Genomic DNA, 14,279 nt, shown 5'->3' with positions numbered 1-14,279 from the left:
ACGAAGCTTCGTGAAACTTAAAGATTATGCTTACGAAGTGAGTTTTACTTCGTAAAACATTTGAGGAGTGAAAAGATGTCTGACAACCAAAAGTTGACTGACGTGATCATGCCGCAGCTGGCGGAATCGCTAGTATCGGCGACGATCGGCAAATGGCTGAAGAAACCGGGCGATCCGGTAGAGCAATACGAACCAATATGTGAGCTTATTACAGATAAAGTAAATGCTGAATTGCCTTCAACGATAGATGGAGTTATGGGTGAACTATTGGCGGAAGAAGGTCAGGTTGTCAATGTCGGCGAAGTCATTTGTCGTATTGCCGTGCCTGTGACTGCATCTGCTGCTGCAAACGTGACTAACACTAACACAGTTGCAGCTAATTCCTCTAATAATGTTGCAGGACAAAGTGCGACTTCAACTGCTGGCGATACGATGCGTGCACGCTATTCTCCTGCGGTACAGACTTTGGCTGCTGAGCATAACATCGATCTGACTTTAGTTTCTGGTACTGGTATGGGTGGTCGGATTACCCGTAAGGATGTGCTGAACTTCCTCGAAAGTGGCGGAGCTTCATCTGCAGCTTCGATGTCTGCTAGTCAGCCTGCCCCAGTGGCGTCACAACCGCCTGCTCCACAGTTTGTTCAAGCAGAAGTGAAGAAAGCGGAAGAGCCTCTTCGTCAGTCGGGTCTACATTTGAGCGAGTCTCCGCGTATTCCAACAATTGAAGTCGAGGGTGGCCGAGGTAGCAGCTCTGAATACCTGATTGATGTAACACCAATCCGGAATACAATTGCTACAAGAATGCGTCAAAGTGTCTCTGAGATTCCGCATGCTTGGACCATGATTGAGGTAGACGTGACTAATCTGGTCGCACTGCGCAATAAACACAAGGATGAGTTCAAGCGTAAAGAAGGCATCAATCTAACCTATCTGGCTTTCATGATGAAGGCTGTGGTGAGTGCAATTAAGGATTACCCGATTATGAACTCTGTCTGGGCTGTAGACAAAATTATTGTCAAACGTGATATCAATATCTCGTTAGCGGTAGGTACAGAAGATTCGGTTATCACTCCTGTGATTAAGAAGGCCGATCAGAAAAATGTCGCCGGGTTGGCTCGTGAGATTGATGAATTGGCACAAAAAACCCGCGAAGGTAAACTGAGTCTGGAAGATTTGCAGGGAGGGACTTTCACTGTAAATAATACAGGCTCATTTGGCTCCATTCTTTCTTATCCAATCATTAACTATCCACAGGCAGCGATTTTAACATTTGAATCGATTGTAAAAAGACCTGTAGTCATTAACGATATGATAGGTGTGCGATCAATGGCTAATATTTGTCTGTCGCTGGATCATCGGATTCTGGACGGAGTGATTTGCGGTCGTTTCTTGCAACGCGTCAAGGATAATATTGAAGGATATACCCCGGATACGAAACTTTACTAAAATAATAACGAGCCAAACTGTGCAGGCATGAGACTGAAAAAGGGGACCTGACGGTATGAATAATTCGGATATTCGTAAGCTGCAGATTTCATATGACCCTATTATGGAGTATGGAGAGGCTTGGGATCTGCAAAAGGAAAGTGTGCACGCCATTGATGCTGGTGAGCAGCCGGAACGATTGATTCTTTTGCAGCATCCGCCTACCTATACTATTGGTTCACAGAATCATCCCGAACATCTTCTTCTAGATGAAGAGCAGCTCAAAGAAAAAGGAATCGCGCTGTTTGAAATCGACCGGGGAGGAGATATTACATATCACGGACCGGGTCAGCTTGTAGGTTATCCGATCCTTATGCTCGGTGAAGAGGGTAAGGTAGATTTACGCGGGTACTTGCGCAGTCTGGAAGCAGTGATTATTGATTATTTGGCATCCTACGGAATTGTAGGGGAACGCAAGCCGGAGTACACAGGGGTATGGGTTGGCAACGAGAAGATCTGTGCTATTGGCGTCAAGTTTAACAAAAGCAAATTTCGAAGAGGGTTCGTTACCAGCCATGGCTTTGCTTTCAACATTTCTGAAGGAATATCTGGAGATGGCTTTCAAGGTATTATTCCATGCGGCATCGCCGAATATGGAGTAACTTCCCTGGAAGAGTGCGCAGGTCGTCGTTTTGAACTTCAAGAGGTAGCCAAAGAATTGGTCCCGTATTTCTTAAGACATTTTCCATATGAAGAGCAAGATGAGTACTTCAACACTATGGCTAAGGCTGATTAATGAACAAACAGGCAAGCCAAATAGCGGCAAGGGAATCCCTAGCCGCTATTATCAATGTTCCTTGTGTAATAGATTAACCTGCAAGGAAAGGCTCGATAACCATAAAGAGCGTAGAGGCAATCATTGCGAACAGCATGACGTAGATGAAGATTTTGAACCACTTATTACGTTGCATGAGTAACTCCTTTAGATTTAGTTTAAGTTAATGACATAAAGATGATCTTTCTGTACAACCATTGTAACGTATTCACGAAAGAGAGGGAAGTCCAGTGATTTCACAAGACAGATTGATTCAAGAATTTATGGAACTTGTCCAAGTTGATAGTGAAACAAGAAATGAACGGCAGATTGCCGATGTGCTCAAGAGCAAGTTTAACGCTCTGGGATTAGAAGTTACCGAAGATGATTCCCAGGAAAGAACTGGACATGGCGCAGGTAATCTGTTTATTACTTGGCCGGCTGAGAACGGCGGAGCTGCACCAAAGCTTCTGTTCACATGCCACATGGATACAGTTGTTCCTGGACAAAATATCAAGCCTACGCTTGGCGCGGATGGATGGATTACTAGTGACGGCACTACGATTCTTGGAGCAGATGACAAAGCTGGGTTAGCAGCACTGTTCGAAGCGATTAGAGTGATCCAAGAGCAAAAATTACCACATGGTCAAATTCAGTTCGTAATTACTGCAGGTGAAGAATCTGGATTGCTGGGTGCACGTTCGATGGATCCGAGTAACCTGGATGCAGACTTCGGTTTCGCACTCGATTCCAATGGTGAAGTCGGAGCGATTGCAGTTGCGGCACCTACACAAGCTAAGATTACGATGCAAATCTTCGGAAAATCAGCTCATGCAGGTGTTAATCCAGAAGACGGCATCAGTGCGATTCAAGTGGCTAGCAAAGCGATTGCAGCCATGAAGCTTGGTCGGATCGACGACGAAACGACTGCGAATATCGGTAAATTCGCTGGCGGTGGCCCTACGAATGTGGTGTGCGATCACGTTCAATTGGACGCAGAAGCACGTAGTATTGTGCAGGAGAAAGTTGGTAATCAAATCGCTTCAATGCGTGAAGCACTGGAGACCACTGTCCGCGAATACGGTGGAGAATGCGAATTCCGCAGTGAGATTATATATCCAGCTTTCAGCTTTAATGAAAATGATCCAGTGGTACAGCTTGCACAACGGGCTATCACTTCTATGGGTCTTACGCCGCGTCTGTTCCACTCCGGTGGAGGAAGTGACGCTAACGTGTTCAATGGACTAGATGTTCCGACGATTAACCTTGCTGTAGGTTACGAGCATATCCATACCACTAAGGAACGTATTAAAGCCGAAGACATTGTTAAAGTGGCTGAGCTTGTAGTGAATATTGTTAAAGAGAGCGTTAAGGGTTAACCTTCGTATAAAATAGCAGAGCAGCGATCCTACCGTAACGGAGGATTGCTGCTCTGCATTTTTTTATAGGGAGTTTACTGCAGCCAGATTTAAGGCAATCCAAAAAAAACATGCGACGTCTAACGCCGCTTTTGGCAAGTCTCGAAGTAGAAATTTTCGGAATTCTCGGATGCCGTCTTCATGACAATAGCATCACTGGGGTCCGTAGGCGTACCAATAGTGAGAAAAGGTATGTTAAAGGGCAGCTATGTCTGACAGCACCGAGACATATCCGATAGCACCAAGACACATCCGATAGTACCGAGACATATCCGACAGCGCGGAATCACCACCCTCTCTTGAAGCTAAAGGACCCAGAAGACGCTATAAGCAAATTTATCGCCTTTTGAGCAGAGTTGCGGACTCCAGTGCAGCTATTCCTTATGAAGAGGTGCGTATAGTGTGTTTTTTGTGCTAATAGCTGCAATGGGGTCCGTTAGCAAAGCAAAAGTGGAAAAAAGCCGCGTTTAAGGTCAACTGAGTCCGATAGCCCCGAGACACATCCGATAGCACCGAGATATATCCGACAGCGACTAGTCACATCCGGTAGCGTCAAGTTACCATCCTCTCTTGAAGCTAAAGGACCCAGAAGACACTATAAGCAAATTTATCGCCTTTTGGGCAGAGTTGCGGACTCCAGTGCAGCTATTCCTTATGAAGAGGTGCGTATAGTGTGTTTTTGTGCTAATAGCTGCAATGGGGTCCGTTAGCAAAGCAAAAGTGGAAAAAAGCCACATTTAAGGGCAATTGAGTCCGACAGCACCGAGACATATCCGATAGCGACGAGTCACATCCGGTAGCGTCAAGTTACCATCCTCTCTTGAAGCTAAAGGACCCAGATGACGCTATAAGCAAATTTATCGCCTTTTGAGCAGAGTTGCGGACTCCAATGCGGCTATTCCTTATGAAGAGGTGCGTATAGTGTGTTTTTTTGCTAATAGCTGCAATGGGGTCCGTTAGCATACAAAAAGTGCGAAAAAGCCCCGTTTAAGGGCAACTGTGTCCGGTAGCACCAAGACACATCCGGTAGCACCGAGACATATCCGACATCGCAGAATCAGCACCCTCTCTTGAGGCTAAAGGACCCAGAAGACGCTATAAGCAAATTTATCGCCTTTTGAGCAGAGTTGCGGACTCCAGTGCAGCTATTCCTTAAGAAGAGGTGTGTATAGTGTGTTTTTTGTGCTAATAGCTGCAATGGGGTCCGTTAGCATACAAAAAGTGCGAAAAAGCCCTGCTTAAGGGCAACTGAGTCCGATGGTAGTATCGTACGTACAGTACGAAACTCAGCCAAAGCCCGAAAAAAGACCGGGGTGCCCCAGCAGCCATTTCTTGGCTTTTGGGACACCCCTATATTCGGATGCGCATTTATAATTAAATCCTAATGGAAAGAATGAATTTACCCTGCTTTGGTTGGAATGATCTTGGATTGATCCTTTAGGGAGAGGATGTATGAGAGAGGCATATCGGGCCCATACCGCTCTATCCACCTAGCTAAGATGGCCTTGATTTCCTCCGGTTTACCTACCATTGTAACTGCGGATGAGCTTGTACGGCTGAAGATTTCGTTCATCTGAAATTCCTTCTTTCCCTTTAAGTTTGCTATAATACACCGTATGCAGAACAGAGATAAAGGAGACCAGAAATTTTATGGGAGACCAACATTTATACAGCAAGCCAGAGCTTGACGAAGTAACACTGTCCACACAGCCTATATTTGATGGGAAAATCATATCTTTGCAAGTAGACACTGTGAGACTGCCCGACGGTAATACCGCGACACGTGAAGTTATAAAGCATCCCGGCGCCGTAGCAGTGCTTGCTCTGAACAACAACAAAATGCTCGTAGTGGAACAATACCGTCAGCCGATGCAACGCACTGAGGTGGAGATTCCAGCTGGTAAGCTCGATAAAGGTGAAGATCCTTTAGTTGCGGCTGGTCGTGAACTACAGGAAGAGACAGGGTTTCATAGCGGAGATTTGAAGTTACTTAAATCGTTCTATACTTCCCCCGGCTTTGCCGATGAAATTATTCATTTGTATGTTACTAATAATGCCCAGCCAGGGGATATGTCGCTTGACGAGGATGAATTCTTAGAAGTCTCTGAGCTTACCTTGGAGGAAGCCTATCAATATATAGCAGACGGACGCATTGCGGACGCGAAGACGATGATGGCGGTGTACGCTTGGCATTTATACACGCTGACAGGCCAATGGAATTAACACCTGAACTGAAGAGCTTCTATTGCGATTTGCATGTTCATATTGGACGAACGTCGGAAGGACAAGCGGTCAAAATCAGCGGCTCCCGCGAGCTAACCTTTGCTGGAATCGCCAAAGAAGCTGCAGAGCGCAAGGGCCTTGAGCTGATTGGTATTATTGATAGTCACTCACCTGGCGTTTTACGTGATATTCAGCGTTCCTTAGAATCTGGAGAGATGACGTTAGCTGAAGGTGGAGGGATCTCTTATCGGGGAACTACGATCATTCTAGGAGCGGAGATTGAAATCCGTGAGCCTGGGCGAAAAGAGTGCCACGTACTCGCCTTCATGCCCGACGTGGAGCGTATGACAGACTTCAGTGCTTGGATGAGCCACCATATGCGGAATGTGAACCTTAGTTCACAGCGCCTCTATGCACCGGCTAGAGAGCTTCAGAATGAGATTTATGACCGAGGGGGTATTCTAATCCCCGCACATATTTTCACGCCTCACAAGGGCTTGTACGGCTGTGCTGCAGAGCGCATGGCGGATATCTTTGATCTGGATCGAATAGCAGCTGTTGAGCTTGGACTAAGTGCAGATTCGGAAATGGCTGGTTATCTTTCTGAGCTGGATGATTTTACGTTCCTGACGAACTCTGATGCGCATTCACTGGGTAAATTAGGGCGCGAGTATAATGTAATGGCGTTGGCACGACCTTCTTTTGCTGAACTGCGGCTCGCACTTGAACGTAAGGAAGGACGGAAGGTGACTGCCAATTTCGGACTTAACCCCCGGCTTGGCAAATACCACCGGACTTACTGCGGAGGTTGTGGCAGCATTATTGACGAAGCTTATGTCACATCGGAGCGGTGCCAGTATTGTGGCAGTCTTAAATTGGTGAGGGGCGTATTCGACCGGATCCTAGATATTGCTGACCGCAAGACACCTGTAGTACCTGTAAACCGTCCGCCATATCACTATCAGGTTCCACTTGAATTTATACCGGGCCTTGGGAAGGCTAAGATGAACGCGTTACTGCAAGCTTTTGGCACCGAGATGAACATTTTACATGGTTGCGGTGAAGCGGAAATTGCCAGCGTAGTGGGAGCAGATTTGGCATCTATGATCGTTCAGGCTCGCTCAGGCATATTGGAACTATCAGCAGGCGGTGGGGGAACATACGGTAAAGTCGTACAACCTGGAAAGTAGAGTTATTGTACTAAGGACAAGTCATATCACGGGGCGTTTTCTCATATGGTGTAACATGTAACCGGAAAGGGGAACGTCTCGATGCGTAATTTAAGGCTGATGATGAAGGAACAGACGCCTCTGTATATTTTTGTCGGCGTATTATTTCTGGTAGGTGTTGTATTTGGGGCTCTTATCGTTAGCGCGCTTACGATGGATCAGCAACAGGAGCTGGGCGATTATCTGGGGAATTTCTTTGTAACGGTTGATCAGCAGGGTCTACCAGCAGCGCCTGATTCGTACTGGAGTATAGCGGCCTTAAATCTAAAATGGATTGGGCTGATCTGGATCCTTGGATTATCAGTCATTGGGTTGCCGGGAATCTTGATTCTTGATTTTCTTAAAGGGGTATTGATCGGCTTTACGGTCGGTTGTCTAGTAAGTCAATATTCATGGCACGGCATGCTGTTCGCACTAGTCTCTGTGGCTCCGCACAATCTGGTGCTGATCCCTGTGTTGCTAGTAAGTAGTGCAGCGGCGATCGCTTTTTCCTTGCAGATGATTCGTAGCCGAGTGCTAGGGCAACGCCGGACGCCAGTGACTCGACCTTTTACTATGTACACGATATTGTCATTTGTGATGGCACTATTGATTCTGGGCATTTCTAGTTTTGAGACCTATGTTACGCCGATCATGATGCGATGGGTAACGCCCTCACTTGTACAAGCAGTGACGACCTTGGGCTTGCAGTAAAAGCGTTTGACTTCTCAAAGCGACACCCCCTATAATGGAAGAAGTGGTTTGAAGACCGGTGAGGTAATTTTCCAAGGGGGAGGGAGACAATGGAAGCCCGGATAGACAAGATTAAACAACAGTTACAATCCCAAGGATACAAGCTTACACCCCAACGGGAAGCGACCTTAAGAGTGCTGCTGGAGAATGAGGAAGATCATCTTAGTGCAGAAGATGTTTTTATGCTCGTGAAAGAGAAGGCTCCCGAGATCGGTCTTGCGACTGTATATCGTACCCTGGAACTGCTTAGCGAGCTTCACGTCGTAGAAAAGATTAACTTTGGTGACGGTGTCGCCCGTTATGATCTGCGAACAGATACTGCGAAGCACCATCATCATCATTTAATCTGTGTGCAATGCGGTAGTATGGATGAGATCCGCGAGGATTGGCTAGGTCCGCTAGAAGAGCGGCTGGAGAAAGAATTTAATTTCACAGTGCTTGATCATAGACTTGATTTTCATGGGATATGCTATCGGTGTAGCGATAAGAATAATTCAAACGGAAATCCGTCCTAAGTCATCTTATAATGAAATTCACTTCATAAGCTCTCCCCGGTTTTTTACCGGAGGGAGCTTTTTAAATGATTGGTCTATTGGAGGTATACATATCCGTCCGTTTTGGTGCATAAGGTGAAGGACGAGCAGATCTTAACTGTAAGTTAAAGGGAGGCGTCTATATGATCGTTTCTGTGCCCAAAACAGTTCGAAAGCTGTATTTTATGATCATGTTTGTAGCTCTAAGCTATTTGCTCTACAGTGCAATGAGCTGGATTGGTGAATGGATTAGTCCGATAGAGAATTATGGAATCCCTGAAGGCACCGCTGTTCGGGCATTTGATCATGCCGATCGTGGTGATGATGGTCTGGATACAAGACAACGTTTGCGCTTTTATTACTGGTACGGAGAATGAAAGCTTCGTAGGAAGCAGGAACAAGCGAGAAGAATGTCGAAGAAAACAAGGTGGATTCATGCAGCGTATACTAAATGTACACATCTGCAGAACCCTCATGCTGAATGTGCTGCAGGAAGTCACTATGAGTAGCTGCGCCAGGACAGGAGCGTGAAATAATGAAGTCACACTTGCAGCCGTTTTTACATTATTTGTCCGGAGATAAAGGCTTGTCCCCAAATACACTGGAATCTTACGGTAGGGATGTATCGCAGTTTCTGGAGTTCGCTGAAGAGCGGGGGGTTAGTCAGCCTGATGAGATCCGAAGATCTCATGTGATGTTATATCTAGGCTCATTACGCGGAGCTGGTCGAGCAACTGCAACGCTGAATAGAAACGCAGTGTCCCTCCGTGCTTTTTTTCATTATTTGATGAAGGAACGTTTGATTGAGCAGGATCCAACACTGGACATGGAGACCATGAAGCCTGATAAGAAAGCTCCTATGGTGCTTACCATTTCGGAAATTGAGCAGTTATTGGCAGCGCCGGATGTGAGCACGCCACAAGGAGTGCGCGATAAGGCTATGCTGGAATTGCTCTACGCAACAGGTATTAAGGTCTCTGAATTAATCTCGCTGAACGTGGACGATGTGCATACGGATATGAAATTTGCGCGTTGTACAGGAACTTCTGGCAAGGAGCGGGTGGTTCCGATTGGAACCATTGCTGCTGAGAGTGTAGCGGCTTATACTTCACTAATGAGGGACAAGCTGCTCCGTGATCATCAGGAGGAAACAGCCATGTTCCTGAATAGTCTAGGCGGGAGATTAACCCGGCAAGGTTTTTGGAAAATCATAAAGAAATATGCGCGGGAAGCAAACATTGAGCAGGATATTACACCGCATACGCTTAGGCATTCCTTCGCAGCCCATTTACTGGAAGGCGGAGCAGATTTGCGTTCCGTACAACAAATGCTGGGTCATGCCGATATTTCGACTACTCAGATTTATAACGGTATAGCCCGTAAGAATATGAAGGAAGTATATGAGAGCCACCATCCTAGGGCTCGTTAATTCTGCTTCAAAGATGCTTTTTGTGAGTAAGATGGTTATGATGGAATCATACTGAAAGGATAAACTGGGGAATGATCCACAGGTTATCTTTTAGCAGAAACGGATACCTGATATGCGGTACATTGTATCGCTAGCTTCGGAAGCGTATGTCTTCTGGAAGAGGGTACAGCCGTTTCTTCTTGTTGGTACGAAAGAATATCAAATTTAAAGAAGGAGTGAAGACAACAATGTCCTCATTTAAACGAATTGGTTTTATTGTTCTAGATAGTGTTGGTATCGGTGAAGCGCCAGATGCTGCAAATTTCGGTGACGCTGGGTCGCATACACTTGGTCATATATTAGATCGTGTTCCTGGTTTGAAGCTACCTAACCTACAGCAGCTAGGGCTGGCTAATATTGCTCCACTACCACCGCTTGAGCCTGTAGCTTCACCAACAGGGTACTACGGCAAAATGCAGGAAGTATCTGTAGGCAAGGATACGATGACAGGGCACTGGGAGCTAATGGGGTTGAAAATTGAGGTCCCTTTCAATACGTATCCTGACGGTTTTCCCGCAGAATTGATTGAGAAGTTCGAAGCGGCAACTGGACGTAAGGTGATCGGCAATAAACCGGCTTCCGGTACGGAAATTCTAGTTGAATACGGCGAAGAGCAAATGAAAACCGGTGCTTGGATTGTCTATACCTCTGCGGACAGCGTGTTCCAGCTTGCTGCACATGAGGATATCATTCCACTCGAAGAGCTGTACAGCGCTTGTAAAATAGCCCGTGAGCTGACGATGGCTCCAGAATTCTCGGTTGGTCGCGTGATTGCTCGTCCATACGTTGGAGAACCAGGGAATTTCGTTCGGACGCCAAATAGGCATGACTATGCTGTGAAGCCGCCAGAACCAACGGTAATGAATGCGCTGGCTGATCTCGGTAAGGATGTAATCGCGGTTGGTAAGATCAACGATATCTTTACAGGAGAAGGGGTTACGGCTTCTTATCCTACGAAGAGTAATGAACATGGAATCGAAGTCACTATTGAGCAGCTTCGTCAACCGTTTAACGGCTTCCTGTTCACGAACCTAGTGGATTTTGACTCCTTATATGGACACCGTCGTGATCCAGAAGGATACGGCCGTGCACTGGAAGTATTCGATCAGGCACTGCCTGAAATTCTATCAACGCTTGGTGAAGATGATCTGTTGATTATTTCTGCAGACCATGGTAACGATCCGATCCATAGTGGAACTGACCATACCCGTGAATATGTGCCGCTCTTAATCTATAGCCCACGGTTTAAACAACCAGAAAGCTTGGGCATTCGTGAAACCTTCTCTGATGTAGCTGCAACCATTGCTGATAATTTTGGTGCGAAGGCGCCGCAGTATGGGACAAGCTTTTTAGCGAAACTGCAATAAAAAGGTTTGTGGGTTGCTCCACAACATCAATGAAGGAGGAACATCTATGAGCACGTTAACTCAAAAAGAAATTCAAGAAGCAGCCATTTATATAAAAGATAAATGTCCGGTGGCTCCGGAAATTGGATTGATCCTTGGCTCAGGCCTTGGAGTGCTGGCAGACCTTATTACTGATGGAGTAAGCATTCCATATGACGAGATTCCGCACTTCCCTGTGTCTACAGTAGAGGGACATGAGGGCGAACTGTTGATCGGTATGATCGAAGGACGCCGAGTTGTGATGATGAAGGGCCGTTTTCATATGTATGAGGGTTATGGACCGGAGGTAACAGCATTCCCTGTACGGGTTATGAAAGAGCTTGGTATAGCCAGTTTACTAGTAACGAATGCTGCCGGTGGAGTGAACACTGATTTTGCGCCGGGCGATCTAATGCTTCTTACAGATCATCTTAATATGACTGGACGGAACCCGTTAATAGGCCCTAATGATCCTGCTCTTGGTGTGCGCTTCCCAGATATGTCGACCGCTTACAGTCGCCGCCTGATCCAGGTAGCGAAGGAAACAGCAGCTCAGCAGAATTTCGAGTTCAAAGAAGGCGTATATGCAGGTCTGCTGGGACCTTGCTACGAAACGCCTGCTGAAATCGTAATGCTTCGTACGCTAGGTGCCGATGCTGTGGGCATGTCTACTGTTTCGGAGACCATTGTTGCTCGTCACGCAGGCATCGAGGTATTAGGCATTTCCTGTATTACTAACATGGCTGCAGGAATCCTGGATCAACCTCTTAATCATGAAGAGGTGATGGAAACTGCAGAACGTGTGCGTGAGCGTTTCTTGAAACTGGTCTTAGGCTTTATTCCGAAAATGTAATTTCGGGTACTGCATTTTTGAATTACTGGGAGGTCATATCTATGACACAAGTGATTAAATTTAAGCCACTGACGCATGAACAGATAGTTAATTTAACTAAACCAAAATATACCGGATTTGCTCGCGCAAATGTCCGTGAAATGCAGGTGTAAAAATGAGAGCTGTCGACATTATTCAGAAAAAAAGAGACGGTGGAGAGCTGAGTCGTGAGGAAATATCCTTTCTAATTCAAGGCTATAGTAAAGGTGAAGTTCCTGATTATCAACTTTCTGCTTGGGCCATGGCAGTTTATTTTCAAGGCATGAACGCAAGGGAGACCGGCGATCTAACGATGGAAATGGCGATGTCCGGTGACCAAGTAGATCTTAGCCCAATCGCTGGGATTAAGGTTGATAAACACTCAACAGGCGGTGTTGGCGATAAAACAACTGTTGTACTTGCACCATTGGTAGCATCTGCAGGAGTACCAGTAGCGAAGATGTCCGGCCGCGGTCTTGGGCATACTGGCGGCACACTCGATAAGCTGGAATCGATCTCTGGCTTCTCTGTCGAGATGGATCGCGAACGTTTCTTTGATCAAGTAGGGGAGATTGGAGCTGCCGTGATCGGCCAGTCGGGCAATATTACACCTGCTGACAAAAAGCTGTATGCCCTTCGGGATGTAACGGCAACTGTTGAATCCATTCCTCTCATTGCAAGCTCAGTGATGAGCAAGAAGATTGCAGCAGGTGCAGACGCCATTGTGCTGGATGTCAAAACCGGCAGTGGTGCTTTTATGAAGACGCTTGATGATTCTATTGCGCTTGCTCAAGCCATGGTTGACATCGGCACACATCTGGGTCGCAATACAGTCGCTATCATCAGTGACATGGATCAGCCACTCGGATATGGAATTGGCAATGCGCTCGAAATCAAGGAAGGAATCGAGACCTTAAAGGGTCACGGTCCGAAGGATCTGCAGGAGGTCTGTCTTATTCTGGGCAGCCAGATGCTTGTTCTTGGTGGCAAAGCCAAGGATGAAGCAGAGGCCCGCTCGATTCTTATGACACATATTGAAGATGGCACTGCGCTGGAGAAGTTCAAACAGATCGTGAGTGCGCAAGGCGGAGACGTGTCACAAATCGATGATCCGGAGAAACTCCCTGCTGCTAAACGATTCATTGAAGTGAAAGCGAAAACTAAGGGGTTCATCGAGGGTATTCAAGCAGAAGAAATCGGCATAGCTGCTATGCTGCTTGGTGCAGGACGTGAAACTAAGGAATCTGTGATAGATTTGGCTGTGGGGATTCAACTCTCTAAAAAGGTTGGAGATGCTGTAGAGATCGGCGATACTCTTGCAGTATTGCATATCAATGAAGCCAGTGACAAGAAAGTAGAGGAAGCTGAGGGCAAGGTGTTAGAAGCTTACCGTATCACTTCTGAATCGGTTCCACCGCTACCACTGGTATTTGCGCTTGTTACGAAGGATGGGGTAACACGGTACTAGCCAAGGAAATGTAATATTGTCATGACAAAGATCTGAAATAGACCGTACGACAGCGAGCCTCCCGTAATAGGAGGCTCGCTGTTTTGCGTTTTTGGCGGAGCATCTACAAATGTTTATCGATAAGATTGAAAATCTGAGAAGCCCCGTTGCCTGCATTACATATTACCACTACAGTCTCACCACTGGCTGGATAGATAGCCGATCGGAAGGAAACCCCAGGATCGTAGCCCACAATGTGGAATTTGAACACTTTTCCTTCTCGGAGAGTGATCCATACACCATAACCATAATATCCTTCGCCATCCACATGCATGTGTGGAGTAAGTAGCAATGAAGTGAGTACTGGATTCAAAAGCACATGATTCATTAGCCCGTTCCAGAATAGCTGCATGTCGGGAGCGGTTACGAAAGCTCCACCGTCAGCGCCTCCGTTTACTGGGATTGAATAGATGTTGGTTCTCCAGCTACCGTTCTCTTCCTTTATGTATCCTAGTGCACAGTTAGTAGGTAAGGCATCTAACGTAAAATAACCGGATTGCTCCATTCCGCAAGGCTTAAAGATGTAAAGCTCCACATAATCGGTAAAGGACATTCCAGTCAATTCCTCCACAAATAGAGAAATCGTTCTGTTTTGCTTCTGTCTCAATATAAGTTTCAAGTGGGTTCATTCGTATATTCACTCCTCTGGGAAGACAATATAGGTCTTAGATAGC

General features: G+C 46.3%; 15 protein-coding genes. 12 read left to right on the top strand and 3 right to left on the bottom strand.

What is annotated here, in order from left to right; all coding sequences use genetic code 11:
• Positions 1-75 precede the first annotated feature (75 nt).
• Positions 76-1,446, top strand: coding sequence for a dihydrolipoamide acetyltransferase family protein (locus QNH28_RS20980; protein ID WP_283908389.1), 1,371 nt, complete (start codon positions 76-78; stop codon positions 1,444-1,446).
• 55 nt (positions 1,447-1,501) lie between these two features.
• Positions 1,502-2,221: a lipoyl(octanoyl) transferase LipB gene (gene lipB, locus QNH28_RS20975; protein WP_283908388.1), complete on the top strand. Its 720-nt coding sequence runs from the start codon at positions 1,502-1,504 to the stop codon at positions 2,219-2,221.
• Positions 2,222-2,294: 73 nt separating this feature from the next.
• Here the strand turns inward: lipB and prli42 are convergent, their stop codons facing one another.
• The gene (prli42, locus tag QNH28_RS20970; RefSeq protein ID WP_094872112.1) at positions 2,295-2,396 is read right to left on the bottom strand and encodes a stressosome-associated protein Prli42; all 102 of its coding nucleotides are present in this window, start codon (positions 2,394-2,396) and stop codon (positions 2,295-2,297) included.
• A gap of 94 nt (positions 2,397-2,490) precedes the next feature.
• On the opposite strand from prli42, the gene QNH28_RS20965 reads away from it, so the two are divergent.
• Positions 2,491-3,618: a tripeptidase T gene (locus QNH28_RS20965; protein ID WP_283908387.1), complete on the top strand. Its 1,128-nt coding sequence runs from the start codon at positions 2,491-2,493 to the stop codon at positions 3,616-3,618.
• 1,438 nt (positions 3,619-5,056) lie between these two features.
• Here QNH28_RS20965 and QNH28_RS20960 read toward each other — a convergent pair.
• Positions 5,057-5,230, bottom strand: coding sequence for a hypothetical protein (locus QNH28_RS20960; RefSeq protein WP_179085764.1), 174 nt, complete (start codon positions 5,228-5,230; stop codon positions 5,057-5,059).
• A 77-nt stretch (positions 5,231-5,307) separates the two neighbouring features.
• Between QNH28_RS20960 and QNH28_RS20955 the strand changes: the two genes are divergently transcribed.
• From QNH28_RS20955 to QNH28_RS20915, 9 genes are all read left to right on the top strand, one after another.
• Positions 5,308-5,880 (top strand): NUDIX hydrolase, encoded by a 573-nt coding sequence (locus tag QNH28_RS20955; RefSeq protein WP_283908386.1) that lies wholly within the window; start codon positions 5,308-5,310, stop codon positions 5,878-5,880.
• Positions 5,871-7,070, top strand: coding sequence for an endonuclease Q family protein (locus tag QNH28_RS20950; protein ID WP_283912221.1), 1,200 nt, complete (start codon positions 5,871-5,873; stop codon positions 7,068-7,070). Before QNH28_RS20955 ends, QNH28_RS20950 begins: the two co-directional genes overlap by 10 nt.
• 81 nt (positions 7,071-7,151) lie before the next feature.
• Positions 7,152-7,802, top strand: a complete 651-nt coding sequence (spoIIM, locus tag QNH28_RS20945; RefSeq protein ID WP_283908385.1) for a stage II sporulation protein M — start codon at positions 7,152-7,154, stop codon at positions 7,800-7,802.
• An 89-nt stretch (positions 7,803-7,891) separates the two neighbouring features.
• A complete protein-coding gene (fur, locus tag QNH28_RS20940; RefSeq protein WP_042129744.1) occupies positions 7,892-8,356 on the top strand; it encodes a ferric iron uptake transcriptional regulator in 465 nt (154 codons plus the stop codon).
• A gap of 161 nt (positions 8,357-8,517) precedes the next feature.
• Positions 8,518-8,751, top strand: a complete 234-nt coding sequence (locus tag QNH28_RS20935) for a DUF4227 family protein (protein WP_283908384.1) — start codon at positions 8,518-8,520, stop codon at positions 8,749-8,751.
• 158 nt (positions 8,752-8,909) lie between these two features.
• Complete coding sequence (gene xerD / locus QNH28_RS20930; protein WP_283908383.1) at positions 8,910-9,803, top strand: site-specific tyrosine recombinase XerD; 894 nt, start codon at positions 8,910-8,912, stop codon at positions 9,801-9,803.
• A gap of 227 nt (positions 9,804-10,030) precedes the next feature.
• Positions 10,031-11,209, top strand: a complete 1,179-nt coding sequence (gene deoB / locus QNH28_RS20925; protein ID WP_283908382.1) for a phosphopentomutase — start codon at positions 10,031-10,033, stop codon at positions 11,207-11,209.
• 46 nt (positions 11,210-11,255) lie between these two features.
• Positions 11,256-12,080, top strand: a complete 825-nt coding sequence (locus QNH28_RS20920) for a purine-nucleoside phosphorylase (RefSeq protein WP_283908381.1) — start codon at positions 11,256-11,258, stop codon at positions 12,078-12,080.
• Positions 12,081-12,234: 154 nt separating this feature from the next.
• A complete protein-coding gene (locus QNH28_RS20915) occupies positions 12,235-13,566 on the top strand; it encodes a pyrimidine-nucleoside phosphorylase (protein ID WP_283908380.1) in 1,332 nt (443 codons plus the stop codon).
• A gap of 103 nt (positions 13,567-13,669) precedes the next feature.
• On the opposite strand, the gene QNH28_RS20910 is transcribed toward QNH28_RS20915, so the two are convergent.
• Positions 13,670-14,212: a serine hydrolase domain-containing protein gene (locus QNH28_RS20910; RefSeq protein WP_481858331.1), complete on the bottom strand. Its 543-nt coding sequence runs from the start codon at positions 14,210-14,212 to the stop codon at positions 13,670-13,672.
• Positions 14,213-14,279: the final 67 nt, after the last annotated feature.

It is taken from the genome of Paenibacillus sp. G2S3, assembly GCF_030123105.1.
Classification (GTDB): Bacteria; Bacillota; Bacilli; order Paenibacillales; family Paenibacillaceae; genus Paenibacillus_AQ.
Note: the sequence above shows the minus strand (reverse complement) of the source record. Positions and strands in the feature narration are given on the sequence as shown.

What these genes read in the sequence shown, in the direction of transcription:
- QNH28_RS20980 (WP_283908389.1), top strand. Translation starts at nt 76, where the DNA reads ATGTCTGACAACCAAAAGTTGACTGACGTGATCATGCCGCAGCTGGCG.
- QNH28_RS20935 (WP_283908384.1), top strand. Translation starts at nt 8,518, where the DNA reads ATGATCGTTTCTGTGCCCAAAACAGTTCGAAAGCTGTATTTTATGATC.
- deoB (WP_283908382.1), top strand. Translation starts at nt 10,031, where the DNA reads ATGTCCTCATTTAAACGAATTGGTTTTATTGTTCTAGATAGTGTTGGT.
- lipB (WP_283908388.1), top strand. Translation starts at nt 1,502, where the DNA reads ATGAATAATTCGGATATTCGTAAGCTGCAGATTTCATATGACCCTATT.
- QNH28_RS20955 (WP_283908386.1), top strand. Translation starts at nt 5,308, where the DNA reads ATGGGAGACCAACATTTATACAGCAAGCCAGAGCTTGACGAAGTAACA.
- QNH28_RS20915 (WP_283908380.1), top strand. Translation starts at nt 12,235, where the DNA reads ATGAGAGCTGTCGACATTATTCAGAAAAAAAGAGACGGTGGAGAGCTG.
- xerD (WP_283908383.1), top strand. Translation starts at nt 8,910, where the DNA reads ATGAAGTCACACTTGCAGCCGTTTTTACATTATTTGTCCGGAGATAAA.
- QNH28_RS20960 (WP_179085764.1), bottom strand. Translation starts at nt 5,230, where the DNA reads ATGAACGAAATCTTCAGCCGTACAAGCTCATCCGCAGTTACAATGGTA.
- prli42 (WP_094872112.1), bottom strand. Translation starts at nt 2,396, where the DNA reads ATGCAACGTAATAAGTGGTTCAAAATCTTCATCTACGTCATGCTGTTC.
- fur (WP_042129744.1), top strand. Translation starts at nt 7,892, where the DNA reads ATGGAAGCCCGGATAGACAAGATTAAACAACAGTTACAATCCCAAGGA.
- QNH28_RS20950 (WP_283912221.1), top strand. Translation starts at nt 5,871, where the DNA reads ATGGAATTAACACCTGAACTGAAGAGCTTCTATTGCGATTTGCATGTT.
- QNH28_RS20920 (WP_283908381.1), top strand. Translation starts at nt 11,256, where the DNA reads ATGAGCACGTTAACTCAAAAAGAAATTCAAGAAGCAGCCATTTATATA.
- spoIIM (WP_283908385.1), top strand. Translation starts at nt 7,152, where the DNA reads ATGCGTAATTTAAGGCTGATGATGAAGGAACAGACGCCTCTGTATATT.